The sequence below is a fragment of the Nocardioides sp. L-11A genome (assembly GCA_029961745.1).
In the GTDB taxonomy this organism is placed as follows: Bacteria; Actinomycetota; Actinomycetes; order Propionibacteriales; family Nocardioidaceae; genus Nocardioides.
Genome location: CP124680.1, coordinates 2,967,546 through 2,992,468, shown reverse-complemented (window position 1 = coordinate 2,992,468; position 24,923 = coordinate 2,967,546). Strand labels below are relative to the sequence as shown.

Here is a 24,923-nt window from a genome sequence, read left to right as displayed (position 1 = left end):
CCTGTCAGGCCGCTCCGACGGTTCCCTCCTGGAGCCGGCCCTGAAGCCGGTCGCGCAGCGCGACGAGCTCGGCGACGGCCTCGACGAAGCGCACCGTGCTGTCGCCGACCCCGTTGTCGTCGAAGTAGTGGTGGCGCATCGCGGCGCGGGCGATCCGGTGCTCGTCGTGGTCGAGCCGCGCGGTGAGCAGCGCGGTGAGACCCGCGAGGCCGTCGGTGTCGACGACGTCGGCGCAGCGACTCACCGGGACCTCGCGGCGCAGCCGCTCGGCGTCGCGGTGCCGGTCGGTGATGAGCAGCGGCTTGTCGGTCTGCAGGTAGAGCCAGTCCAGGCCCACCGAGGAGACGTCGGTGACCATCGCGTCGCAGCCGGCGAAGACGGCGAGGATGTCGCCCTGCCAGATCGCGGCATGTCCCGCCGCCGGCTCGCGCTCGGCAGCCCGCTCGACCAGGTCGAGGATCGCCTGGTGCGCCTCGCGGATCGCCGTCGTCTGGCTCGTGGTCACCTTCGGGTGCGGCTTGTAGACCAGGCGGACGTCGGGCACCGCGAGGATGGAGCGCGCGATCTCGACACCGAGGACGTCGACGGAGGTGTAGTCGTTGTAGTCCGCGTCGCCCTCCCAGGTCGGGGCATAGAGGACCGTACGGCGCTCGCTGGTCGGCAGCAGGGGAGCGGGATGGAGGTCCAGCTGCGGGCGCCCGATCCGGACCAGCCGGGACTCGTCGAACTCCATGAGCGCCGCGCGGTGGCGCTGCACGGCGGCCTCGCCGGCGACGAAGACCCGGTCGTAGGCCTTCGCGTTGTTGGACACCATCGACTGCTTGTCGCTCTCGCCGTGGTTGATGTGCACGTGCAGCATCCGGCCGTCGAGCAGCGAGTTGAAGTTGAGCATCGAGTTGTTGCAGTAGACGACGACCTTCGCGTCGAGGTCGTCGTACGCCGCGGCGAGATCGGCGAAGCCGGGAGCGAGGAGCACCGGCAGCGACGTGCGCTCCGTGACGATCGCGTGGGTCTCCGGGTCGCGGGTCAGGACCGCGACGGGATGGCTGTCATCGAGCCTCTCCAGCACGGGGAGCCACTGGAGGAGCTGGTAGACCCGGGTGGGGTCGTCGGCGAAATAGGCGATGACGGGCTTCTGCACTCCCGGATTTTACGGCTCCGCGAGGGAGCCGGACGAACCGACGGAGCCCCACGGAGGTTGCAGTTGGATAACCTCGCCCGGTGCTCGATCTCCGGCGACCGCTGCGCCGCCTCCTGAACCGTTCCGTCCACGCCGCCTGGCGCTGGGCCGAGCACCGGGGAGATGTGTCGCCGGGCACCGCCCTGGCCGACGAGTTCGGCTCGTTCGGGCCGGGGGCGTGCCTGGCCTTCCCCCTGTCGGCGGTCGTCAACGCCTCGGCGATCCACGTCGGCCGGGACACCCTGATCGGGAAGTACGCCACCCTCTCGGTCGGCTACGGCCCGACCCAGGCGGTCCTGCCCGAGCGCGGCCTGCGGATCGGCGAGCGCTGCGTGCTCGGCGCCCGGGTGTGCATCACCGCCCACGAGTCGATCGAGATCGGCGACGACGTGTGGTTCGGCCAGGACGTCTTCGTCTCGGACGCCAGCCACGGCTACGAGGACCCCGACGTCCCGATCGGTCGCCAGTTCGGAGCGCACCGGCCGGTGCGGATCGGCGCCGGCTCCTGGATCGGCCACGGCGCGATGATCCTGCCGGGCACCACCATCGGCCGCCAGGTCGTGGTCGCCGCCGGCTCGGTGGTGCGCGGCGACGTCCCCGACCACGCCGTGGTCGGCGGCGTGCCCGCGCGGCTGCTCCGGCGCCTGGACGCCGGCGGGAGCTGGGCCCGCGCGAGCGACGCGGCGTCCGGGTCGGCGGCCAGGTAGTGTGGTCGCTCCCGAGCTGATCGACTGGTACCGAACCGTGGGCAGGAGCCGCAGAACCTGATGACCGCCTGGCTACTGCTGGGGCTCGCCATCCTCCTGGTGCTCGCGTGCGGCCTGTTCGTCGCGGCCGAGTTCGCCTTCGTCACCGTCGACCGCGGCCAGGTCGACCGCGCCGCCGCGAGCGGCGACGTCGCCGCCGTGGGTGTGCAGAAGGCGCTCCGCTCGCTCTCGACCCAGCTCTCGGGGGCCCAGGTCGGGATCACGATCACCAACCTCGCCATCGGCTTCCTCGCCGAGCCCGCGATCGCCGAGCTGCTGCGCGACCCCCTGGCGCAGGCCGGCGTGGCCGACAGCGCCGTGCGCCCGGTGGGCGTCGCGCTCGGGCTGACGCTGAGCACCCTGCTGACCATGTTGATCGGCGAGCTGGTGCCCAAGAACGTCGCGATCGCGCTGCCCCTGACCACCGCCCGGCTCACCCAGCGCCCGATGCGGGCCTTCACCGCGGTGTGCCGCGGGCCGATCCGGCTCCTCAACGGCAGCGCCAACGCGATCGTGCGCCGGCTCGGCGTGGAGCCCCAGGAGGAGCTCCGCTCCGCGCGCAGCTCAACCGAGTTGGCCTCCCTCATCCAGCACTCCGCCGACGAGGGCACCCTCGACGCCGAGACCGCCGAGCTGATGGAGCGCTCCGTCGAGTTCGGCACCCGCACCGCCGGCGAGATCATGACGCCCCGGGTCCGGACCCGCTCGCTGGAGGCCAACGACCGCGCCAGCGCCGTGATCGCCCTGGCCCGGGAGTCCGGCAACTCCCGCTTCCCGGTCCTCGACGACGCCGATGCCGTCGTGGGCACGGTCCACGTCAAGAACGCCGTGGCGCTGCCGCTGCACGAACGTGCCACGACCCGGGTCAAGCACCTGATGGCCAAGCCGATCCTGGTGCCCGATTCGCTGCGCCTCGACCCCCTGCTCGCGCTGCTGCGGGCCGACGGCTTCCAGATGGCGATCGTCCTCGACGAGTACGGCGACCACGCGGGGATCGTCACGCTCGAGGACGTCATCGAGGAGATCGTCGGAGACATCGCCGACGAGCACGACCGGCTGGGCCACCGCGGCCGGCTGCGCCGCGACGGCACATGGTCGCTCTCCGGCCTGCTGCGCCCCGACGAGGTCGAGGACCTCACCGAGGTCGAGCTCCCCGAGAGCGAGGACTACGACACCGTCGCGGGCCTGGTCCTCAAGCTGCTGGGCCGGATCCCGCAGACCGGAGACGCGGTCGTCGTGCCCCTGCCGGCGGCGGGGGAGGACGACGACGAGCCGCCGCGGCGCGCGGTCCTGACGGTCGACCACATGGACGGACGGCGGATCGACCGGATCTCGATGCGGGTCGAGGAGGTCGGGACCGATGGGTGACCTCGGCGGTGTCCTGCTCGCGGTGGTCCTGCTGGCCGCCAACGCCTTCTTCGTCGGCGCCGAGTTCGCACTCATCTCGGCACGGCGCAGCCAGATCGAGCCGCGCGCCCAGGCCGGATCGCGGATGGCCCGGATCACGCTGTCCGCGATGGAGCGGGTCTCGGAGATGATGGCCGGCGCCCAGCTCGGCATCACGATCTGCTCGCTCGGCCTCGGCGCGGTCGGCGAGCCCGCGCTCGCCCACCTCATCGAGCCCCTGTTCCACGAGCTCGGGGTGCCCGAGGCGTGGCTGCACCCGGTCGCCTTCGTGATCGCGATGACCATCGTGGTCTTCCTGCACGTCGTGCTGGGCGAGATGGTGCCCAAGAACATCGCCATCGCCGGACCGGACCGCGCCGCCCTGATCCTCGGTCCGCCGATGCTCGGCATCGTCACCGTGCTCCGCCCGATCATCGCGGGCATCAACGCGATCGCCAACGGCATCCTGCGTCTGCTGCGGATCGAGCCGAAGGACGAGGTCGGCAGCACCTACACCCGGGAGGAGGTGGCCGCGCTCGTCGAGGAGTCGCACGGCGAGGGCCTGCTCGCCGCCGGCGAGTACGACCGGCTCTCCTTCGCGCTCGGCTTCACCGAGAAGACGGTCGGCGAGGTGATGATGCGCCCCGACACGCTCGCGACCGTGGTCCGAGGGTCCACCGGGGCCGACGTCGAGGCGCTGTGCGCTGCCACGGGGTTCAGCCGGTTCCCGGTCGTCTCCGCGGGGGAGGACGCCGAACTTCTCGGCTATCTCCACATCAAGGACGTCCTCGAGCCCGTCGAGGAGCGCCGCCAGCGACCGGTCGCCGACCGGTGGATCCGCCCGTTCGCGACCGTGACCCGCGACGCGCTCCTGCACGACGCGCTCGAGGTACTGCAGCGCCGTGGCGCCCACATGGCGCGCGTCGTCGACCTCGACGGTACGACGCTCGGCGTCGCCGCCCTCGAGGACGTCATCGAGGAGTTGGTCGGCGAGATCCGCGACGCGGCCCACTCCGAGGAGTCGTCGAGCGCGTGACCCCGCCCGCGACTAGAGTGTCGTCCGTGGCTGCTCATCGGGTGCTGACGCTGCCCAACCTGATCAGCTTCCTGCGGTTGCTCGGCGTCCCGCTGTTCCTGTGGCTGGTGCTCGGCCCCGAGGCCGACGTCCTGGCCCTCGTCGTGCTCATGCTCTCGGGTGTCACCGACTTCCTCGACGGCTGGCTCGCCCGCCGCCTCGACCAGACCTCCGAGCTCGGCGAGCTGCTCGACCCGATCGCCGACCGCCTCTACATCCTCGCCGTCGTCGTCGGCCTGGCGATGCGCGACATCATCCCGTGGTGGGTCGCGCTGTGCCTACCGCTGCGCGACCTGCTGCTGTGGGGCCTGGTGCCACTGCTGCGGACCCGCGGCTACAGTGCGCTGCCGGTCCACTTCCTCGGCAAGGCCGCCACCTTCAACCTGCTCTACGCCTTCCCGCTCCTGTTGCTCGGCGACGGCGACGGCACGGTCGCCACCCTGGCCCAGGTGTTCGGCTGGGCGTTCGCGCTGTGGGGGATCGGCCTGTACTGGTGGGCCGGGGTGCTCTACGCCTGGCAGGTGCGCAAGCTCCTGGCCACGACGGAGCGGCGTGCCCATGCCTGACACCCTCGACCGGGCCCGGACCCCGCTGCTGACCCTGATCACGCAGGAGGCCGTCGACCGCGACTACCAGGTCGCCGCGGCCCGCGCGTCGACCGCGGGCGAGCGCGGCCCGCGACGCGGCTACCACGTGGCGGTGGTCCTCGTGGTCGGCCTGTTCGCGATGCTGGTGACGGTCGCCGCCGTGCAGACCTCCCAGAACGCCGATGTCGACGACGCCAGCCGGGCGAGCCTGATCGAACGGGTCGAGTCGCGCCGCGCGACCGTGCGCCGGTTCCAGGTGGAGCTCGCCGGGCTGCGCTCGTCCAACGCCGCCGCGGAGGACACGTTGCGCTCCCTCGGCCGCCGGTACGCCGACATCCAGGCCTCCCGCTCGCGGCTCGGCGCCCTGACCGGGTTCGAGCCAGTGACCGGGCCCGGGGTCAAGGTCACCGTCGACAACCCGTCGTACGCGGGGGCGAACGAGAAGCTGCGCGACTCCGACCTCGCGATGCTGGTCGACGGCCTGTGGGACGCGGGTGCGGAGGCGATCGCCGTCAACGGCCAGCGGCTCAACGCCCGGGGCGGGATCACCAATGTCGGTGAGGCGATCGAGGTCAACGGCGTCGGCGTCGCCCCACCCCTGACGGTGCTCGCGATCGGCGATCCGCGCACCCTCCGGTCCTACTTCGTCGAGAGCCAGGCCGGCCAGCGCTTCCTCGGCTTGACCCACCAGTACGGCTTCGAGCAGCGGATGGAGGATGTCGACGACCTGCACCTGCCTGCCGCGCCCGGTGGGCTGCGCCAGCTACGGTCGGCGGTGCACGAGCAGGACCGATCCAAGATCCGTGGAGGTGAGATGCCGTGATCGCCGTGCTCGGACTCGTCGTGGGCGTGGTCCTCGGCTTCGTGTTCCAGCCCGACGTGCCCCGCTCGGTGGAGCCCTATCTCCCGATCGCGGTCGTCGCCGCGCTGGACGCGGTCTTCGGCGCCTTGCGCGCCTATCTCGACGGGATCTTCGACGACAAGGTGTTCGTCGTGTCCTTCTTGAGCAATGTCGTGATCGCGGCGGGCATCGTCTACCTCGGTGACCGGCTGGGCGTCGGCGGCCAGCTCTCCACCGGCGTCATCGTCGTGCTCGGGATCCGGATCTTCACCAACGTGGCGGCCATCCGCAGACATGTCTTCCACGCCTGACGCCCCCGCGCCCGCCGCCGAGACGGAGCCGCCGGCCACGCCGACCGACCGCCTGCGGGCCGCGCTGCTGCGCCCGTCGCGCCGGCAGCTGGTCGCCGCGGTGCTGCTCGCGCTGCTCGGCTTCGGTGCGGTCACGCAGGTGCGGCTGACCGGCGTCGACGACGACTACACCGGTCTGCGCGAGCAGGAGCTGATCGACCTGCTCGACGGCCTGGCGGGGACCCGCCAGCGCACCGAGGCCGAGATCGACCGGCTCGAGGAGGTCGCCGGCGGGCTGCGCGACGACTCGACCAGGCGACAGACCGCGATCGACCAGGCCGAGGACGAGGTCGACAACCTCAACATCCTGGCCGGCCTGGTGCCGGTGACCGGCCCCGGGTTGCGGGTGCGGATCACCGAGGACGAGGGCCGGGTGCGGCTGGCGTCGCTGCTCGACACGATCCAGGAGCTGCGCACCGTCGGCGCCGAGGCGATCGCCGTCAACGGACGGGTGCGGGTGGTGGCCCAGACATCCTTCGCGGAGATCGACGGCGGCTTCGAGATCGACGGCGAGCGGGTCGAGGGGCCTTATGTCATCGAGGCGATCGGCGAGCCGAGCGTCCTGGCGGGCGCCATCAACTTCTCGCTCGGACCCCGCAAGCAACTCGAGGACGACGGGGCCACGGTCGATGTCGAGGAGCGGCGCACGATCGACATCGAGGCCGTCGTGCGACGCGACGAGGCTTCGTATGCGGTCCCGGATCAGGGGCAGTAGCCTTCGGCCATGACGAACCCCGCGGACCTGAAGTACACCGCCGAGCACGAGTGGCTGCGCCAGCCCGGCGAGGTCGCCGGCTCGGTGCGGATCGGCATCACCGACTACGCCCAGGACGCCCTCGGCGACATCGTCTACGTCTCGCTCCCCGAGGTCGGCGCCGCCGTCACCGCGGGCGACGCGTGCGGCGAGCTCGAGTCGACCAAGTCGGTCAGCGACGTCTACGCACCCGTCACCGGCGAGGTCGTCGCCGTCAACGAGGCGCTCGACGCCACCCCCGAGCTGGTCAACACCGACCCGTACGGCGCGGGCTGGCTCTTCGAGATCGTCCCGGCCGCGGCCCAAGACCTCGACGGACTGCTCGACGCCGCCGCCTACGAGGCCCAGCTCGACACCTGATCCGGTAGGTTCGAGACAGACTCACCGTGAGGAGCCCCTGATGCCGTTCTGCACCGCCTGTGGTCGGCAGAACCCCGATGACGCCCGCTTCTGCTCGCAGTGCGGGAACCGGTTGGTCGCGCCCGAGCCGGCGCCCCCGGTCACCGACGCCACCGCCACGATCCAGTTCGGCGGCGGCGCGGGGGTCGAGACCTCCGATCGGGCGCTGAGCCCCGTGGACGCCGCGGCGGTCGACGCCCTGCCGGTCGGCCACGCCCTGCTCGTCGTCCAGAAGGGGCCCGGCTCCGGCAGCCGCTTCCTCCTCGACGCCGACGAGGTGAGCGCCGGACGGCACCCGGAGAGCGGCATCTTCCTCGACGACGTCACGGTCTCGCGTCGGCACGCGCTGTTCCGCCGCGACGGCGACACCTTCACCGTCGAGGACGCCGGCAGCCTCAACGGCACCTACGTCAACCGGGACCGGATCGAGAAGGTCCAGCTCAAGGACAGCGACGAGGTCCAGGTCGGGAAGTACCGCCTGGTCTTCTTCGCCGGGCACGAAGGCGTCTGATGACGGCTGCCGTCTCTCGGCCGCGGGAGCCACGGCTCAACATCGGGCAGGTGCTCGACAGGTTGCGGGTGGACTTCGAGGACATCAGCATCCCCAAGATCCGGTTCCTCGAGGCCGAGGGCCTGGTCAAGCCAGAGCGCACCCCGTCGGGGTACCGCAAGTTCTCCGAGGCCGACATCGAGCGGCTGCGCTACATCCTGCGGATGCAGCGCGACCACTACCTGCCGCTCAAGGTGATCGGCGAGCATCTCGACGCCATCGACCGGGGCCTGGCCCCGCCGGAGCCTGAGCCGGTGGTGCCCACCGTGCCCACCGTCGCGCTGGGGGCCGACGGGCTGCCCGCGCCGGAGTCGTTCCGCCGTACCGACCGGTTGCGGCTCTCGCGCAAGGAGCTGGTCAAGGTGGCCGAGATCGATGAGGACCTCCTCGGGCAGCTCGAGTCCTTCGCGCTGATCACCCCGTCGGCCACCGGGCACTACGACACCGACGCGCTCGTGATCGCGCAGACGGCCCGGGAGCTGGCCGACTACGGCATCGAGCCCCGCCACCTGCGTGCCTTCCGCACCGCCGCGGACCGCGAGGTCGGACTGATCCAGCAGGTCGTCACGCCCCGCAAGGGCCGCGACGCCGCCGCGAGTGCCCGGGCGGAGGAGGCGGTCAGCGAGATCGCCGCTCTGTCCGTGCGGTTGCACGCGACGCTGGTCAAGGCCGGCCTGCGGCGGATCTGAGCCGCCGAATTCGACGCAGTAGGCTGGACGCATGCGCGAGGTCGACGTGATGGGTGTCCGGGTGGAGATGCCGTCCAACCAGCCGATCGTGCTGCTGCGAGAGGTCGGGGGCGAGCGCTACCTGCCGATCTGGATCGGGGCCGTCGAGGCCACCGCGATCGCGTTCGCCCAACAGGGAGTGGTGCCGCCGCGACCGCTGACCCACGACCTGATGCGCGACGTGCTCACGGCGACCGGCAACGAGCTGAGTGAGGTGCGGATCACCGACGTCCGCGACGGCGTCTTCTACGCGACCCTGGTCTTCGCGTCCGGGGTCGAGGTGAGCGCCCGTCCCTCGGACTCGATCGCCCTCGCCCTGCGCACCGGCACCACGATCTACTGCGCCGACGAGGTGCTCGCCGAGGCGGGCCTCGCGGCGCCCGCCGAGGAGGAGGACGAGGTCGAGGCGTTCCGCGAGTTCCTCGACCACGTCTCGCCGGAGGACTTCGGCTCCGAGGGGTGAGTCTCAGCCTCAGGGTGAGGGTTTTCGCGACACGCCCGGCCACGTCTTTGACCGGCCCGACACCCGCGCCGTACCTTGAAGGAGTCGAAGGACAGCAGTGCCGCGCAGTGCCCGGCGTCCGACCCCGTTGAGCCCTGGAGGCCCCGTGAACGAGCAGCAGCCCGAGAAGGTCGGTCAGGACGCGACCGCGGCGACGGCTGCCGCCGAGGAGCAGGGGCTGCTCTTCACCGACGACGTCTCCCCGCTGCCCAGCGATCTCGGCTACCGCGGCCCGACCGCGTGCAACGCGGCCGGCATCACCTATCGCCAGCTCGACTACTGGGCCCGCACCGGCCTGATCGAGCCCAGCGTCCGCGGCGCCAAGGGATCCGGCTCGCAGCGGCTCTACAGCTTCCGCGACATCCTGATCCTGAAGATCATCAAGCGACTCCTCGACGCCGGCATCTCGCTGCAGAACATCCGCACGGCAGTCAGCCACCTGCGCGAACGCGGCACCGACGACCTGACCCAGGTCACCCTGATGAGCGATGGCGCCTCGGTCTACGAGTGCACCAGCAACGACGAGGTCATCGACCTCCTCCAGGGCGGACAGGGCGTGTTCGGCATCGCGATCGGCGGCGTGTGGCGTGAGATCGAGGGCACCCTGGCCCAGCTGCCGAGCGAGCACGCCAACGACGCCGAGCCCGACGCGCCGGTGGCCGGCGACGAGCTCGCCGCTCGCCGCGCGGCTCGCAACGTGGGGTAGCCTGTACCCGCTGTTTGATGCTGCACGGGAGAGTCAGGCCCCGTGTCTGCGCCGAAGGGGCAATCCCTCCCCGGAACCTCTCAGGCGCCAGGACCGTGCGGAGCAGGCAACTCTGAAGGCGCGATGACGCGCCGACAGAGGGGGAGGGCTCGATTGTCTTCGATCCCTGAGGAAACCTGCCTGCTATGAGCGCATCCGTCGGCCCTGCCCCCTTCGTCCGGCGCCACATCGGCCCCGACGACACCCAGGTCGAGACCATGCTCGACCGCCTCGGCTACGCGTCCCTCGACGCCCTGATGGACGCCGCCGTGCCGAAGTCGATCCGGGCCACCGACCCGCTGGACCTCCCCGCCGGCGTCGACGAGGAGTCGGCCGCCGCCGAGCTCCGGGCCCTCGCCGGGGCCAACGTCCCCGGTGAGTCCATGATCGGCCTCGGCTACCACGCCACCCTCACCCCCGCGGTGATCCGCCGCAACGTGCTCGAGGACCCGAGCTGGTACACCGCCTACACGCCGTACCAGCCGGAGATCTCGCAGGGCCGCCTCGAGGCCCTCATCAACTTCCAGACCATGGTCGCCGACCTGGCCGGTCTGCACACCGCCGGCTCCTCCCTGCTCGACGAGGGCACCGCCGCGGCCGAGGCCGTCGCGCTGGCGCACCGCGTCAACCGCAAGGCGCAGGGCCCGTTCGTCATCGACGCCGACGCGCTGCCGCAGACCATCGACGTCGTCCGCACCCGGTGCGAGGGCCTCGGCATCGAGATCGTCGTCGCCGACCTCGCGGGCGGGCTGCCCGCGGGCCCGGTCGCCGGCGTGCTGGTCCAGTACCCCGGCGCGTCCGGCCGGGTCGCCGACATCAAGCCGGTCATCGACGCCGTGCACGAGCACGGCGGACTGGCCGTCGTCGCCGCCGACCTGCTCGCCCTGACCCTGCTGGAGGCGCCCGGCACCCTCGGCGCCGACGTCGTCGTCGGCTCGGCCCAGCGCTTCGGCGTCCCGCTGTTCTACGGCGGGCCGCACGCCGGCTTCATGGCGGTGCGCGAGGGCCTGGAGCGCCAGCTCCCGGGCCGGCTCGTCGGCGTCTCGGTGGACGCCGAGGGTTGCCCGGCGTACCGCCTCGCGCTGCAGACCCGCGAGCAGCACATCCGCCGCGACAAGGCGACCTCGAACATCTGCACCGCCCAGGTGCTGCTCGCCGTGACCGCCGGCATGTACGCCGTCTACCACGGCCCCCAGGGGCTCAAGGGCATCGCGACCCAGGTCAACGCGACCGCCTCGCTGCTCGCCGACCGGCTGCGCGGCGCGGGCGTGAGCGTCGTCCACGACGCCTTCTTCGACACCGTCCTCACCGAGGTGCCCGGCCGGGCGGCCGAGGTCGTCGCCGCCGCGCGCGAGCGTGAGGTCCACCTGCGCCTGGTCGATGCCGACCACGTCGCGATCAGCGTGGGGGAGACCGGCGGCAGGGCTGTCGACGCGGTGCTCGCGGCGTTCGGCGCCGAGCCGGTCGGGGACGGCGGCTGGTTCGTGGCCAGTGCGCTGCCGGGCGAGTTGGAGCGGACCACCGACTACCTGACCCACCCGGTCTTCAACACCCACCACAACGAGACCTCGATGCTGCGCTACCTCGCGCGGCTCTCGAACCGCGACTACGCCCTGGACCGCGGCATGATCCCGCTCGGCTCCTGCACCATGAAGCTCAACGCGACCACCGAGATGGAGCCGATCTCGCTTGCCGGGTTCGCCAACCTCCACCCGTTCGTGCCGGCCGCCGACGCCGACGGCTACCGGCAGCTGATCGACCAGCTCGAGGGCTGGCTCGCCGAGGTCACCGGCTACGACCGGGTGTCCATCCAGCCCAACGCCGGCGCGCAGGGCGAGTACGCCGGCATGCTCGCCATCCGCAACTACCACCGGGCCAACGGCCAGGGACAGCGCGACATCTGTCTGATCCCGTCCTCCGCGCACGGCACCAACCCGGCCTCGGCCGTCATGGCCGGCATGAAGGTCGTCGTGGTCAAGGCCAACGACGACGGCACCGTCGACCTCGACGACCTGCGGGCCAAGTGCGAGCAGCACTCCGAGACCCTCGCCGCGATCATGGTGACCTACCCGTCGACGCACGGCGTCTACGAGGAGACCATCACCGAGCTGTGCGACCTCGTCCACGAGCACGGCGGCCAGGTCTACATCGACGGTGCGAACTTCAACGCGCTGCTCGGCTACGCCGCGCCCGGCCGGTTCGGTGGCGACGTCTCGCACCTCAACCTGCACAAGACGTTCTGCATCCCGCACGGCGGCGGTGGCCCGGGCGTCGGCCCGGTCGCGGTGCGCGCCCACCTCGCGCCGTACCTCCCGACGCATCCGCTGCACCCCGACGCCGCCCGGCGCGAGGGCACCGGCGCGATCAGCGCGGCGCCCTTCGGGTCCGCGGGCATCCTGCCGATCTCGTGGGCCTACATCCGGATGATGGGCGGCGCCGGTCTGACCCGCGCCACCGCCGTCGCGGTGCTCTCGGCCAACTACGTCGCGGCCCGTCTGGGCGAGCACTTCCCGGTGCTCTACCGGGGCGAGTCCGGGCTGGTCGCCCACGAGTGCATCCTCGACCTGCGTGGCATCACCGCGCAGACCGGCGTCTCCGTCGACGACGTCGCGAAGCGGCTCATCGACTACGGCTTCCACGCGCCGACCATGTCCTTCCCCGTCGCCGGCACGCTCATGGTCGAGCCGACCGAGTCCGAGGACCTCGCCGAGGTGGACCGGTTCTGCGACGCGATGATCGCGATCAAGGGCGAGATCGACCGGGTGGCCGCCGGCGAGTGGGACGTCGACGCGTCGCCGCTGCACCACGCGCCGCACACCGCCCGCACCCTGGTCGGCGACTGGGACCGGGCCTACTCCCGTGAGGTCGCGGTCTTCCCCGCCGGCATCACCCCCGACAAGTACTGGCCCCCGGTCGCCCGGATCGACCAGGCCTACGGCGACCGCAACCTGGTCTGCGCCTGCCCGCCGATCGACGCCTACGCCGACTGACACCGTGGACCGACCGGCCGTGACGCCGTACGACGACGCGCTGGCGTCGCTGCAGGCCGCGGGTCGACTGCCGTCGGTCTCGGCGGCCGTGGCCCGTGGCGGCACTCCGGTCTGGCAGGGGTGCGTGAGCGTCCTCCCGGACCGCGAGGTGAGCGGCGCGACGGCGTACCGGATCGGATCGATCACCAAGACCCTGACCGCGGTGCTGGTCGTCCAACTGCGCGACGAGGGCCGGCTCGGTCTCGACGACCCGCTCGGCCGGTTCGTGCCGGAGACCGGCTACGCGTCGGTGACGCTGCGCGAGCTGCTGGCCCACACCGGGGGCCTGCAGAGCGAGCCGGCGGGAGCCTGGTGGGAGCGCGTCGACGGCAGCTCCTTCGCGGACCTGGTCGCCGCGAACGACGGCGCCGGACGCATCGCGGCGGCGGGGGAGTACTTCCACTACTCGAACCTCGGGTTCGCCCTCCTCGGCGAGGTCGTCGCGCGACTGCGGGGCGCCCCCTGGTGGGAGGTCGCGCGGACGCGGCTGCTGGGTCCGCTCGGCATGGCCGCCACGTCGTACCACCCGCCGGCCGATCACGCGCCCGGCCGCAGCGTCGACCACTTCGCGCACACCCTCAGCGCCGAGCCGCACACCGACACCGGAGCGATGGCGCCCGCCGGGCAGCTGTGGAGCACGACCGGCGACCTGCTGCGCTGGGCGGACTTCCTCGCCACCGGCCACCCCGACGTCCTGGCCGCGACGAGCCTGGCCGAGATGGCCCTCCCGGCCCGGCCCGGGACGGCCGACGACGCCTACGGCCTCGGCCTGCGGCTGCTCGGCGTCGGGGGACGCACCCTGGTCGGCCATACCGGGTCGATGCCCGGCTTCCAGGCGTCGCTCTTCGTCGACCCGGTGAGCCGCGACGCCGTCGTCGCGCTCGCGGACGCCACGACCGGGCTGGGCGCCGAGGAGGTGCCGGGCCGGTTCCTCGACGCCGGCCCCGGCCCCGGCGAGGGCGCCCGGGCCGGAGTCCCGGCGTGGCGGCCGTCGGCGCGGCCGCTCCCGGGCCGGGTCGCGGAGGTCCTGGGTGTGTGGTTCTGGGGCAACACGGCCCTCGGCATCGAGTGGGTCCACGGCGAGCTGAGGGTCCGGGACCTGCGCAGCGGCGAGCTCGAGGATCGGTTCGCCCCGGAGGGCGACGGCTTCGTCGGCGTCGACGGCTACCACCGCGGCGAGATCCTCCACCTGCGCCGGCGCCCCGACGGGACCCTCGGCCACCTGGAGTGCGCGACCTTCGTCTGGACCCGCGCGCCCTACGACCCGCACGCTCCGATCCCCGGGGGCGTTGCCGAGCCGCTGTGAGCGGCGGGGCATGATGCTGCCGTGAACGAGAACGCGTTCCAGTTCGCCTGGTTCCAGCAGTCCGCCGCCGGATTCGACCCGCTGCCGCTCGCGCAGAGCCTGTGGCGCGACGACCAGATGCACGGCGTCGCCGTCAGCGGACTGCTCGCCCGCGCGCTCGAGCAGGCCGTGGGCGAGGCCGGGCGCACCGGCCTGGTGCCCGCCCGCTACCACGTCGACCTGTTCCGGCCGGCCCGGATGATCACGACGACCGCCTCCGCGCGGATCGTGCGCGAAGGCACGCGCCTCGTGCTGCTGGACGCCGTCGTCGAGCAGGAGGGGGTGGTCGTCGCCCGGGCCGGAGCGACCTTCCTGGCGCCGTCGGCGAACGCGCCGGGCGAGGTCTGGGCGGCGCCGGCGGAGCGGCCCGTCCCGCCACCGGCCGACCTCCTCCCGGCTCCGAGCGAGCACCACGTGCCGATCTTCGCCAGCACCGCCGGCTGGTCCGACAACTTCGGCGACCACCAGAACGCCGGACGGCACCAGACCTGGCAGACCGCCATCCCGATCGTCGCCGGTGAGGAGTGCACGCCCTTCCAGGCGGTGGCCTCGATCGCCGACGCCACCAGCATGGTCACCAACTGGGGTGCGCGCGGTGTCGAGCACATCAACACCGACATCGACCTGGCACTGTGCCGGCTCCCGGACAGCACCCGGCTCGGCCTGCGCGCCGCCGACCACCTCGCCGCCGACGGGATCGCCGTCGGCACGGCGGAGGTCTTCGACGGCAGCGGAAGCCTGGGCACCGCCACCGTCACCTCCCTCGCCAACACCCGGCGTACCGTCGATCTCTCGGGCGGGGTGGAGCCCCGCGGCGCGGTCTGAGGGCGCGGTGGTTGTTGCGGTTTGGTCCCAAACCGCAACATTTCGGGGCAATTCCATGCGGTTTGTGCCCAAACGCGGTGGGTCTGTGAGGGCAAGACTGCCGTCTGGGTGGTGCCGGTGACGATCGTCGGCGTCGAGGAGGAGCCGGCTCGTCGCCAGGATGCCGAGCGCGGTGGTCGTTGCGGTTTGGTCCCAAACCGCAGCAATTCGGGGCAATTCCCTGCGGTTTGTGCCCAATCCCGAGACCAGTGACAGCCCGCCGTCGATTCACCCGTCATGAACACGACCGGCCGCACCCCAGCAGGGGCGGACCGCATTGCCCGGCCCGGGGCTCAGTCCGCCGGGGCTCAGCCTGCTCGGGTGTCGTCCACGATCTCCGCGTCGACCGGGAGGTCGAAGTCGAAGGTGAGCTCGTCGCGGTCGAGGTCGGCGAGCGCGCCGAACTCGCTGGAGGCGAGCGCCTTGGGTGCCTCCTCGATCTCCTTGGGCACGGGGATGTCGGCGACCGGGTCGGCGGCGTTGAGCTTGCGGGCGGCGGGCAGGACCGAGCGCTCGAGGGAGCCGGTGAAGGCGTTGTAGTCCTTGACGCTGCGCTGCAGCGAGCGGCCGAGCTTGTCGACGTGCTCGGAGAGCTTGAGGATCCGGCGGTAGAGGACCTGACCGAGCTCGAAGAGGACCTGGGCGTCCTCGGTGAGGGCCTCCTGCTTCCAGGTGAAGGCGACGGTCTTGAGCATGCTCCAGAGGTTCGTCGGGGTCGCCAGGACGATGCCGTTGCCGAAGGCGTGCTCCATCAGCGACGGGTCGACCTCGAGGGCGGCGTTGAGGAGCTGCTCGTTGGGGATGAACGCGACGGTGAACTCCGGGCTGACCGCGAGGCCGGTCCAGTACCCCTTGCGGGCGAGGGTGTCGACGTGGCCGCGGACCTTGCGGGCGTGATCGTCGAGCAGTCGCTGCCGGGTCTCGGGCTCGAGGCCCTCGCGCTGGGCGTCCATGAACGCGTTGTAGGGCACCTTGGCGTCGATCGCCATCTGCTTGCCGCCGGGGAGGTTGATGACCATGTCGGGCCGGCGGCTGCCGGAGTCGGCCTCGACGGAGTGCTGCAGCTCGAAGTCGACCCGGTTGAGCAGTCCCGCGGTCTCGACCAGCGTGCGCAGCTGGGTCTCGCCCCATGCACCCCGGACGGCGTTGTTCTTGAGCACCGAGGCGAGGGTGTCGGCGGCCTTGCGGGAGTCCTCGACCGAGCGCTGGGTGTGCTTGATCTGGGTCGCCAGCTCGGTGTGCTGCTGGACGCGGGCCTTCTCGAGGTCGTCGACCTTGCGCTGCATGGCGCGCAGGTGCTCGACGACCGGGGTGAGCGTCTTGAGCACCTGGGTCTGGCCGGTCTCGCCGCGCTCCCGCTCCTGCTGGGCCTGGCGCTGCTGCTCGACGAGGGTGCGGTAGCGGGCCCGGGCGTCGTCGACGGCGTCGCGCAGCTCCTCGACCGTCGCGAGCGCGCCGGTCAGCTCGGCCTGCACGGCGGCGCGGGCGGCGGCCTCCTCGGCACGGACCGCGCCGGCGCGGGACTCGCCCTGCAGCTGGACCCGCTGCACCTCGTGACGCAGCTCGGCGAGCGCGGTCTCGTGCTCGGCGCGCAGCCCAGCCAGGACCGCCTCGTGGCGGGCGGCGACGACCTCGGGGGCCTCCTCCGGCGCGACCTCGGGGGTGGCGGGGAGGGTGGCCTGGCGCACCAGCCAGCCGGCCCCTGCACCGAGCAGGAGACCGACGAGGAGGGCGAGGAGGAGGGCCATGGGAGCAGTCAAACAGGAGGGCCCGACAGAACGTCGCGGGGCGCGCCGATTCAGGCGTACCGGACGGTCCGGTCGTCCTTGGTCCAGCCGTAGAGCGCCAGTCCGCCGGCCTCGGCCAGTCGGACGGACAGTCCCGTGGGGGCGCCGACGGCGACGAGGACGCCGACGCCGCTGGCGACGGCCTTCTGCACCAGCTCGAAGCCGGCGCGGCCGCTCACGACCAGCGCCGCGGCCGCCGACGGCGCGCCGGCGAGGAGCCGGGCGCCGACGACCTTGTCGACGGCGTTGTGCCGCCCGACGTCCTCCCGGACGGCGAGCAGGGTGCCGTCGTCGGCGAACAGGCCCGCCGCGTGGGCGCCGCCGGTGCGGTCGAACAGCTCCTGCCGGGGCCGCATCCGGCCGGGCAGGCGGCGGACCAGGTCGGGGGAGGGGAGTGGCCCGGCCCACGGTGCCGTCGCCCGCCGGGCCAGCACCTCGGCGACCTCGTCGGAGCCGCACACCCCGCAGGCGGCCGAGCCGGCGCTGAGCGCGTCGAGTTGTCTCGGCACCCGGGCGGGTACGGCGTCCAGGGTCACGGTCACGACGTTGAACTTCTGCTCCGGGCGCAGCTCCACGTCGGTGCAGTAGGCGACGCCGGTGGCCCGGCCGAGGCCCTCGTGGTGCACCCACCCGGCAGCCAGCTCGAAGTCGTGACCCGGCGTGCGCAGGGTCGTCCAGACCCGCCGGGCCGGGGCGCCCGGCCAGGCCAGCCGGATCTCCAGCGGCTCCTCGGTCAGCACCCGGTCCTCGTGCCGGCGGACGTCGTCGCCGCGATGCTCCTCGACCCGAAGGCGGGTCGTGGGACCCGGACGGCGCGCCTTCACCCCGGTCACAGCACGGCCCGCCGCCGGCGCAGCTCGTCGAGGCGATCGGCCAGCCGGCGTCGTACGGCGCCGGGGAGGTCCTGCCCGAGCGCGGCCTCGGCGGCGGCCTCGGTGGCGTCGTCGAGATGGGTGATCGGGAAGTAGGCCTCGACGACGTCGCCCTGCACCCAGCCCTGGTGGGCCCCGATGATCGCGGCGAGCTGGTCGAAGTAGGCCACGGCGAAGGGAGCCGTGATCTCGCGCTGGGCGGCCTGCCACATCCCGGTGCCGGCGGCCTTGACCTCGTAGTTCGGCACGGAGACCTCGCCGGTGGCGCGGACCCAGGCGAACTCCTTGCCTGCGGCCGTCGGGAGCGAGGACACCGCGCGGGCGTGGTAGACCGTCGTGGCGCCGGTGCGCTCGGCCTCGAGCGCGGCGTCGAGCGCCGCCCGGTCGGTGGCGCCGAGCTCGGCCAGGCGACGCAGTGCCTTCCAGCGCAGGTCGCTGTCGCCGGTGATGCCGCCGGGCAGGTCCTCGCCGGCGGCCCACCGCTCCAGCGCCGCGGCATCGGCGCTCGACAAGATGGTGGCCCGGAACGCCGACAGCTGCACCTCGGAACCGGCTTCCGCCCGCTCCGCCGCCGCGCGCACGGCAGCATGGAACCGCTCGGTCGAGCCGGCGGGGGCGATCGGCAGCACCGTGTCGAGCACCCACGGCAGCAGATTGCGTACGCCGTCGGCCGTGTCCTCGACCGGCGGCGCGGTCGCGAGCAGGTCGGCGACCTGAGCGGGTGCGAGCACGCCCTCGAACAGGCCCAGGCGGACGCTGTTCCACATGGTCGCGCGCAGCTGGGGGTCGCTCATCGACGGCGCGAGCGCGGGCAGCGCGGTCATGGTGACCGGGTCCGGCGGGCTCACGGCCCAGGTGGTCTCCGTGGCGTCGAGCAGGACCGGTGAGTCACCCGCGTCGAAGGACGTCGCCGGGCCGTCGACGACGAACGCCCGGGTGCTCCAGCCATCGGGCCCGTGGACGGCGATCTCGATCTCGTGCCGCCGGTCGGCCGGGTAGGCCGCCGGGGAGGTGCGCCGGACCGCCCCGGCCGCCCGGTCCAGCTCGAGCCGGTCGGCGCCCGGGGTCAGCAGCCAGTCCTTCACGAAGCCGTCGAGCGAGGTGCCGCCGGCGGCCCGCTCCCAACTCGCGAAGAGATCGTGCATGGTCGCGTTGCCGAAGCGGTGCAGTGCGAAGTGGTCGCGGACGCCGCCGAGGAACGCCTCGTCGCCGAGCCGGTGCGCGAGCTGGCCCAGCACGTTGGATCCACGCGCGTAGGAGATGCCGTCGAAGTCCTGCAGCGCGGAGAGGGCGTCGGGGGCGGCGTTCCCCGCGACGGGATGGGTGGTCGGGCGCTGGTCGGCCGTGATGCCCCAGGTCCGGCGGGCGTAGGACTGGTGCAGCCGCGCGTCGGCGTACTCGGTCGCATCAGCGATCACCCGGTAGCCCATGTACTCGGCGAAGGACTCGTTGAGCCACAGGTCGTCCCACCACGTCGGCGTGACCAGGTTCCCGAACCACTGGTGCGCCATCTCGTGGGCGATCAGGGCGGCGCGGAAGCTCCTGTCGGCCCGGGTGGTGCTGCCCTCGAAGAGCAGCGGATCGCGGATCGTCACACAGCCCGGGTTCTCCATCGCGCCGGCGTTGAACTCGGGGACGAACGCCTGGTGGTAGTCGCCGAACGGGTAGCGCACGCCGAACAGGCGATGCAGCTCGTCGAAGGACTGCCGGGTGAGCGTGAACAGCTCGTCGGCCTCGTGCTCGAGCGTCGACGCCAGGCTCTGCCGGGCGCTGAGGCCGAGCGGGATGCCGTCGTGCTCGGCGCGGAGCAGGTGGTAGGGCCCGGCGACCAGGGTGACGAAGTAGGTCGCCAGCGGGGGCGTCGGCCCCAGCTCCCAGCGCCGCGTGCCGTCGCCGGAGCCCGCCTCGCGGGCGGGGGCGTTGCCGACGACGACCCACTCCGCCGGCGCGGTGACCCGCAGCGAGTACGGCGCCTTGAGGTCGGGCTGGTCGAAGCACGCGAAGACCGAGGGCGCCGCGTCCATGAAGGACATGCCGTAGACGTAGGCGCGTCCGTCGGCCGGGTCGACCGAACGGTGCAGTCCCTCTCCGTCGTTGCGGAAGGCCATCGTCGCCTCGACGACGAGCTCGTGGTCGCCCGCACCCAGGTCGAGCGGCACCCGACCGTCGACGAGTTGGTCGGCAGCGAGCTCCTGCCCGTCGAGGCGGATCGCGTGGACGGCCCGCGGCTTCAGGTCGACGAAGGTGACCGTGCGCTCGCTGCGGAACCGGATCGTGGTGAGCGAGTGGAAGGTCTCCTCGCTCAGCGACAGATCCAGCTCGACGTCGTACGACGTCACGGCGAGCACGCTCGCCCGGTGCTCGGCCTCGGCGCGGGTCAGGCTCATCCAGTCAGCCTAGAACGGACGCCGGACGGCTGCGGATGTGGGAGGGTTCGGGCCATGCGCGCGTGGACCCAGGTGCCGCCTCAGCAGGGCAGACGGTTCGTCATCACCGGCTCCAACGGTGGCCTGGGCCTGGAGACCGCCCGCATCCTCGGCTCCCGAGGGGCGGAGGTCGTCCTGGCCTGCCGCAGCCTGGCGAAGGGCGAGGCCGCGGCGCGCACCGTCCCGGGTGTCGACAAGGGCCGGGTCGAGGTGCGCCAGGTGGACGTGAGCGACCTCGCGTCGGTGCGCGCCTTCGCCGACGGCCTGGTCGCGGACGGGCGGCCGGTCGACGTCCTGGTCAACAACGCCGGCGTGCTCGGAGTCCCGCACGCGGTGACGCCGGAGGGCGTCGAGATGCACTTCGCGACCAACTACCTCGGCCACTTCCTGCTCACCCGGCTGGTGCTGCCGGTGCTCACCGACCGGGTGGTCGTGGTGAGCTCCCGCGAGCACCGCTCGGGGCGGCTCGACCTCGATGATCTCGGCTGGCAGCGCCGCCCCTATCGGCCGTTCCAGGCCTACGGCGACTCGAAGCTCGCCGACCTGCTGTTCATGCGCGAGCTCGACCGCAGGCTGCGCGCCGAGGGGGCGACGCTGCGCGCCGTCGCCGCCCACCCCGGCGCGTCGGCGACCGGCATCACCAGCGGCTCGGGCCATCCGGTCGTGACGGCGATCGGCCACTACGGCCAGAGGCTCGTCGGCATGCCGGCCTGGCGCGGCGCGCTCTGCACCGTCTACGCGGCGACCATGGACGTGCCCGGCGGGACCTATGTCGGCCCGCACGGGCGGACCGAGCTGTGGGGCTGGCCCGCGCCGGCCAGGATGTCGCGGAAGGCCGACGACGAGCTGCTGGCGCGGGCGCTGTGGGAGCGGTCCGTCGGGCTGACCGGCGCCGTCGCCCCGGAGCGGTTCAGCCGACCGTGATGCTCTCGAAGGTCACCGGGGTGTTGGGGCGGCCACCGCCGCTCTGGGCCCAGTAGCCGTCGTTGCCGCTCGCGGTCGCCTCCTGGAGCTTCTTCACCGACGCCTCGTCGAGGTGTCCCCACACCGTGTAGTTGGGCGGGAACTGCGAGTCGCCGAAGACGATGAAGAACTGGCCGCCACCGCTGTGGGGCTGACCGGTGTTGGCCATGGCCAGGGTCCCGGCCGGGTACGTCTCGGATCCGTCGACCTCGTCGGGGATCGTGTAGCCGGGCCCGCCGGTGCCGGTCTTCGGGTCGGCGTCGGACGCCTTCGGGTCGAAGTACGGGTCGCCGCACTGCAGGAACTCGAAGCCGGGGTCGTTGCCCTGGCGGTGGCAGGACGTGTCGTCGTAGTAGCCCTGCTTCGCGAGCGAGGCGAAGGACTCGACCGTGCACGGTGCCTTGGCCGCGTCGAGGGTGATCGTGAGCTCGCCGATGGAGGTCTTCAGCACCGCAGGCACGTCGCCGGAGTACTGCGGGTCCGTGGGCGGCAGGTCGACCGGTCGCGCGGCCTCGCCGTCCTCCTCCCAGTCGCACTGACCGGCCGCGGCGTCGGCCGTGCTGTCGGTCGTCGTCGTGTCCGCGGACGGCGTCGTGGACCCACCCGTCTCCGGGTCCTCGGCGGACGACGAGTCGTCGCCGCAGGCGGACAGGGCGGCGAGCAGCAGCAGTGCCGGGACACCGGCGAGCAGGCGAGAGCGCATGGGGCGCATCGTACGCAAGGGACCTGAGCGGACGGTGCCGTTTCGGCCGACCGGCGGATGACAGACTCCGCCCATGATCCTCGAGCACGCCGTCCTGCCCGTCGTACCCGGTCGGGAGGAGGAGTTCGAGGCGGCCTTCGCGCAGGCCCGGCCGATCATCGCGGCGATGCCGGGCTTCCGCAGCCTCGCGCTGCGGCGCTCCGTCGAGACGCCGAGCCACTACCTGCTGCTCGTCGAGTGGGACACGCTGGAGGACCACACCGTCGGCTTCCGTGGCTCGCCGGACTACCAGCGGTGGCGCGCGCTACTGCACCGGTTCTACGAGCCGTTCCCGGTGGTCGAGCACTTCGTCGACGTACCCCGCGAGGGCTGACCGGCGATCCGGCGATGGCAGGGTGGAGCCATGGACGACGACGCCCTGATCATGGACCGTCAGCCGCTGCCCGCCGGGATCCCGGAGCGGCTCGCGGCCCAGCTGAGGTTCGTCGCGGAGGCCGACAAGCTCAAGACCGTGCTGCGCGCCTCGCCGCTCGCGGCCGCGGATCGCCGCGAGAACGACGCCGAGCACTCGTGGCACCTCGCGCTGATGGTGGTCCTGCTCGCTGAGTACGCCGACGAGCCGATCGACGTCGGGCACGCGGTCAAGCTCGTGGTGATCCACGATCTGGTCGAGATCTACGCGGGCGACAGTCCGGTGTTCGTGCCCGGCGCCGCCGACGACCAGGAGGAGCGTGAGTCCGCGGCGGCCGACCGGCTGTTCGGCCTGCTGCCGCTGGACCAGGCGAGTGAGCTGCGCGCCCTGTGGGACGAGTTCGAGGCGGGCGTCACGCCCGAGGCGCGGTTCGGCAAGGCGATGGACCGGCTGGAGCCGATGCTGCTGAACTGGCTCGCCGGTGGCGGCACCTGGGGCCTGCCCGGCGCCTCGGAGGCCACCGTCCGCGCCCGCGAGGCGGGGGTGGTCGCCGCGTCGACATCCCTGGGCGATGCGACCGGACTGCTCGTCGAGGAGGGCCTACGGCGGGGCTGGATCCGGCCGTGACCACGCCGGAGCGCTGGACCCGGGCGACCGTCCACCCGGACATGTGGCTCGACGCCGACGACGATCCCCGCGAGACCGACGGGCCGAGCGCGGAGGGGGAGCGGGCCACCCTGCTCGACTACCTGCGCAACCGCGGGCGAGCCTGAGCCCGGCCTGTACGGCGAGCCCGACGGAGACTTCGACGGCGCCGCGGGCAGCGAGGAGCTGGTCGCGGCAGCCCGGGCCGACCTGGCACGGGAACAGGAGGCGACCGATGCCGTCCTCGCCGCGTTCGAGGATCTGGGGGAGCTGGTCGGAGCGGAGCGGGCAGTAGCCGAGGGCGCCGCCCGGCCCGGCTAGCCTCAGCGGCGTGAGCGCGACGATCAAGGCCGCTGGGCTGGCGGCCGGGCACGGGGCGACAGCACTGTTCTCCGGACTGGACCTGGTGATCGCGCCGCGCGACATCATCGGGCTGGTCGGCCCGAACGGCGCCGGCAAGTCGACGCTGCTGCGGACCCTCGCCGGCGACCTGCGGCCCGAGGCCGGCTCGGTCGCCATCGCGCCGGCGTCGGCCACGATCGGCTACCTGCCCCAGGAGACCGAGCGCCGGGCCGGGGAGACGGTGCGGGGGTTCCTCGGACGCCGTACCGGCGTGGCAGCGGCGCAGGCCCGGTTCGACACCGCGACCGCGCGGCTCGAGGCGGGGGAGCAGGGCGCCGACGACGAGTACGCCGAGGCGCTGAAGCGCTGGCTGGCGCTGGGCGCGCCGGACCTGGACGAGCGCGCCGAGGCGATCGCCGCCGACGTCGGGCTCGCCGTGGACCTCGACCAGCCGATGACGTCGCTGTCGGGCGGTCAGGCGGCGCGGGCCGGCCTGGCCAGCCTGCTGCTCTCGCGCTATGACGTGTTCCTGCTGGACGAGCCCACGAACGACCTGGACCTCGACGGACTCGACCGGCTGGAGCGCTTCGTCGCCGATCTCGGTGTCGCCGCGGTCATCGTGAGCCACGATCGCGAGTTCCTCGCGCGCACCGTCAACCGGATCGTCGAACTGGACCTCCACCAGCGGGCGATCAACGTCTACGGCGGCGGCTACGAGGCCTGGCTCCAGGAGCGCGAGGTCGCCCGCCGTCACGCCCGCGAGGCCTATGAGGAGTACGCCGACACGGTGGCGGGCCTCCAGGCTCGGATCACCACGCAGCGCGGCTGGGCTGCCCAGGGCGTGCGCAACGCGCGGCGCAGCATCGACAAGGAGCCCGACAAGTCGGTGCGGAGGTTCCGCGCTGAGTCCAGCGAGAAGCAGGCGGCCAAGGTGCGCCAGTCCGAGCGGGCGCTGGAGCGTCTGGAGGAGGTCGCCGAGCCCCGCAAGGAGTGGGAGCTGCGGATGGAGATCGCCGCCGCCCCACGCTCCGGCGCGGTGACCGCGGTGCTCCGCGACGCCGTCGTACGCCGGGGCGGGTTCACCCTGGGGCCGGTGAGCCTGGAGATCGGCTGGGCCGAGAAGGTGACGATCACCGGGGCCAACGGGGCAGGGAAGTCCACGCTGCTCGCCGCTCTGCTGGGCCGCGCCGAGCTCGCCGCGGGGGAGTCGCACCTCGGGCCGGGCGTGGTGGTCGGCGAGGTCGACCAGGCGCGACGGCTGTTCGAGACCGATGAGCCGCTGGTCGAGGCCTTCCAGCGCCATGTGCCGGACCTCGCCCCGGAGCCGGTGCGCACGCTCCTGGCGAAGTTCGGCCTGAAGGCCGACCACGTGCTGAGGTCGGCGGCGACATTGTCGCCCGGCGAGCGGACCCGCGGCGCGCTCGCGCTGCTGCAGGCCAGGGGAGTGAACCTGCTCGTGCTCGATGAGCCCACCAACCACCTCGACCTGCCCGCGATCGAGCAGCTCGAGTCGGCGCTCACCGCCTTCCCAGGCACCCTCCTGCTGGTCACCCACGACCGCCGGATGCGCGCAGCCGTGGCGACAGACCGCGAGCTGCACGTCGACGGGGGTCGGGTCAGCGAGCGGTGATCGGCTCCGGCGATCCGTCCGCACTGAACTGCAACGCCGTGGTTGCATTACGACAGTGAATG

The 24,923-nt window shown here is 72.7% G+C and carries 25 protein-coding genes and 1 riboswitch; of the genes, 20 read left to right on the top strand and 5 right to left on the bottom strand.

Translation table 11 applies throughout. From position 1 onward, the window contains the following. Window positions 1–4: 4 nt before the first annotated feature. Window positions 5–1,141 carry a CDP-glycerol glycerophosphotransferase family protein gene (locus tag QJ852_14320; GenBank protein WGX94329.1) on the bottom strand — a complete coding sequence of 379 codons (1,137 nt, stop codon included), beginning with the start codon at window positions 1,139–1,141 and terminating at the stop codon, window positions 5–7. 80 nt (window positions 1,142–1,221) lie between these two features. Here QJ852_14320 and QJ852_14315 point away from each other — a divergent pair, with 80 nt between their 5' ends. The 15 genes from QJ852_14315 to QJ852_14245 all read left to right on the top strand — a co-directional run bounded on the left by QJ852_14315 (window position 1,222) and on the right by QJ852_14245 (window position 15,042). Beyond that, complete coding sequence (locus QJ852_14315; GenBank protein ID WGX94328.1) at window positions 1,222–1,887, top strand: acyltransferase; 666 nt, start codon at window positions 1,222–1,224, stop codon at window positions 1,885–1,887. A 60-nt stretch (window positions 1,888–1,947) separates the two neighbouring features. Then, window positions 1,948–3,294 (top strand): hemolysin family protein, encoded by a 1,347-nt coding sequence (locus QJ852_14310; protein ID WGX94327.1) that lies wholly within the window; start codon window positions 1,948–1,950, stop codon window positions 3,292–3,294. Further along, the gene (locus tag QJ852_14305; protein ID WGX94326.1) at window positions 3,287–4,348 is read left to right on the top strand and encodes a hemolysin family protein; all 1,062 of its coding nucleotides are present in this window, start codon (window positions 3,287–3,289) and stop codon (window positions 4,346–4,348) included. The genes QJ852_14310 and QJ852_14305 overlap by 8 nt, the downstream gene beginning before the upstream one ends. Before the next feature lie 26 nt (window positions 4,349–4,374). Then, entirely contained in the window at window positions 4,375–4,953 is a 579-nt protein-coding gene (locus tag QJ852_14300; protein ID WGX94325.1) for a CDP-alcohol phosphatidyltransferase family protein, read from the top strand. Then, a complete protein-coding gene (locus QJ852_14295; protein WGX94324.1) occupies window positions 4,946–5,797 on the top strand; it encodes a DUF881 domain-containing protein in 852 nt (283 codons plus the stop codon). The genes QJ852_14300 and QJ852_14295 overlap by 8 nt, the downstream gene beginning before the upstream one ends. Continuing rightward, complete coding sequence (locus QJ852_14290; protein ID WGX94323.1) at window positions 5,794–6,126, top strand: small basic family protein; 333 nt, start codon at window positions 5,794–5,796, stop codon at window positions 6,124–6,126. The genes QJ852_14295 and QJ852_14290 overlap by 4 nt, the downstream gene beginning before the upstream one ends. After that, a complete protein-coding gene (locus QJ852_14285; GenBank protein ID WGX94322.1) occupies window positions 6,110–6,880 on the top strand; it encodes a DUF881 domain-containing protein in 771 nt (256 codons plus the stop codon). The genes QJ852_14290 and QJ852_14285 overlap by 17 nt, the downstream gene beginning before the upstream one ends. 9 nt (window positions 6,881–6,889) lie before the next feature. After that, the gene (gcvH, locus tag QJ852_14280; protein WGX94321.1) at window positions 6,890–7,279 is read left to right on the top strand and encodes a glycine cleavage system protein GcvH; all 390 of its coding nucleotides are present in this window, start codon (window positions 6,890–6,892) and stop codon (window positions 7,277–7,279) included. A gap of 40 nt (window positions 7,280–7,319) precedes the next feature. Further along, window positions 7,320–7,829 carry an FHA domain-containing protein gene (locus QJ852_14275; GenBank protein WGX94320.1) on the top strand — a complete coding sequence of 170 codons (510 nt, stop codon included), beginning with the start codon at window positions 7,320–7,322 and terminating at the stop codon, window positions 7,827–7,829. Further along, a complete protein-coding gene (locus QJ852_14270; GenBank protein ID WGX94319.1) occupies window positions 7,829–8,557 on the top strand; it encodes a MerR family transcriptional regulator in 729 nt (242 codons plus the stop codon). Before QJ852_14275 ends, QJ852_14270 begins: the two co-directional genes overlap by 1 nt. Before the next feature lie 31 nt (window positions 8,558–8,588). Continuing rightward, on the top strand, window positions 8,589–9,059 hold the full coding sequence (locus QJ852_14265; GenBank protein ID WGX94318.1) for a bifunctional nuclease family protein: 471 nt from the start codon (window positions 8,589–8,591) through the stop codon (window positions 9,057–9,059). A 145-nt stretch (window positions 9,060–9,204) separates the two neighbouring features. Continuing rightward, window positions 9,205–9,804 carry a MerR family transcriptional regulator gene (locus tag QJ852_14260; protein ID WGX94317.1) on the top strand — a complete coding sequence of 200 codons (600 nt, stop codon included), beginning with the start codon at window positions 9,205–9,207 and terminating at the stop codon, window positions 9,802–9,804. Between the two features lie 15 nt (window positions 9,805–9,819). Further along, a riboswitch (glycine riboswitch) is annotated at window positions 9,820–9,910 on the top strand. 79 nt (window positions 9,911–9,989) lie between these two features. Beyond that, window positions 9,990–12,833 (top strand): aminomethyl-transferring glycine dehydrogenase, encoded by a 2,844-nt coding sequence (gcvP, locus tag QJ852_14255; GenBank protein WGX94316.1) that lies wholly within the window; start codon window positions 9,990–9,992, stop codon window positions 12,831–12,833. A 4-nt stretch (window positions 12,834–12,837) separates the two neighbouring features. Further along, the gene (locus QJ852_14250) at window positions 12,838–14,178 is read left to right on the top strand and encodes a serine hydrolase domain-containing protein (protein WGX94315.1); all 1,341 of its coding nucleotides are present in this window, start codon (window positions 12,838–12,840) and stop codon (window positions 14,176–14,178) included. Between the two features lie 21 nt (window positions 14,179–14,199). Then, window positions 14,200–15,042, top strand: coding sequence for a thioesterase family protein (locus QJ852_14245; GenBank protein WGX94314.1), 843 nt, complete (start codon window positions 14,200–14,202; stop codon window positions 15,040–15,042). Between the two features lie 347 nt (window positions 15,043–15,389). Here the strand turns inward: QJ852_14245 and QJ852_14240 are convergent, their stop codons facing one another. Genes QJ852_14240 through pepN form a run of 3 tightly spaced genes read right to left on the bottom strand, consistent with a single transcriptional unit; the run spans window position 15,390 to window position 20,127 of the window. Beyond that, window positions 15,390–16,829, bottom strand: a complete 1,440-nt coding sequence (locus QJ852_14240; protein ID WGX94313.1) for a DNA recombination protein RmuC — start codon at window positions 16,827–16,829, stop codon at window positions 15,390–15,392. 50 nt (window positions 16,830–16,879) lie between these two features. Further along, window positions 16,880–17,701 carry a formate dehydrogenase accessory sulfurtransferase FdhD gene (locus QJ852_14235; GenBank protein WGX94312.1) on the bottom strand — a complete coding sequence of 274 codons (822 nt, stop codon included), beginning with the start codon at window positions 17,699–17,701 and terminating at the stop codon, window positions 16,880–16,882. Next, window positions 17,698–20,127: an aminopeptidase N gene (pepN, locus tag QJ852_14230; protein WGX94311.1), complete on the bottom strand. Its 2,430-nt coding sequence runs from the start codon at window positions 20,125–20,127 to the stop codon at window positions 17,698–17,700. Before pepN ends, QJ852_14235 begins: the two co-directional genes overlap by 4 nt. A gap of 54 nt (window positions 20,128–20,181) precedes the next feature. Here pepN and QJ852_14225 point away from each other — a divergent pair, with 54 nt between their 5' ends. Continuing rightward, a complete protein-coding gene (locus tag QJ852_14225; GenBank protein ID WGX94310.1) occupies window positions 20,182–21,090 on the top strand; it encodes an oxidoreductase in 909 nt (302 codons plus the stop codon). Here the strand turns inward: QJ852_14225 and QJ852_14220 are convergent. After that, window positions 21,077–21,832, bottom strand: a complete 756-nt coding sequence (locus QJ852_14220) for a peptidylprolyl isomerase (GenBank protein ID WGX94309.1) — start codon at window positions 21,830–21,832, stop codon at window positions 21,077–21,079. The genes QJ852_14225 and QJ852_14220 overlap by 14 nt on opposite strands. Window positions 21,833–21,905: 73 nt before the next feature. Here QJ852_14220 and QJ852_14215 point away from each other — a divergent pair, with 73 nt between their 5' ends. The 4 genes from QJ852_14215 to QJ852_14200 all read left to right on the top strand — a co-directional run bounded on the left by QJ852_14215 (window position 21,906) and on the right by QJ852_14200 (window position 24,861). Continuing rightward, window positions 21,906–22,205, top strand: coding sequence for an antibiotic biosynthesis monooxygenase (locus QJ852_14215; protein ID WGX94308.1), 300 nt, complete (start codon window positions 21,906–21,908; stop codon window positions 22,203–22,205). A gap of 30 nt (window positions 22,206–22,235) precedes the next feature. Beyond that, the gene (locus QJ852_14210) at window positions 22,236–22,871 is read left to right on the top strand and encodes an HD domain-containing protein (protein ID WGX94307.1); all 636 of its coding nucleotides are present in this window, start codon (window positions 22,236–22,238) and stop codon (window positions 22,869–22,871) included. After that, the gene (locus QJ852_14205) at window positions 22,868–23,017 is read left to right on the top strand and encodes a hypothetical protein (GenBank protein ID WGX94306.1); all 150 of its coding nucleotides are present in this window, start codon (window positions 22,868–22,870) and stop codon (window positions 23,015–23,017) included. The genes QJ852_14210 and QJ852_14205 overlap by 4 nt, the downstream gene beginning before the upstream one ends. Before the next feature lie 203 nt (window positions 23,018–23,220). Further along, a complete protein-coding gene (locus QJ852_14200) occupies window positions 23,221–24,861 on the top strand; it encodes an ABC-F family ATP-binding cassette domain-containing protein (protein ID WGX94305.1) in 1,641 nt (546 codons plus the stop codon). Window positions 24,862–24,923: the final 62 nt, after the last annotated feature.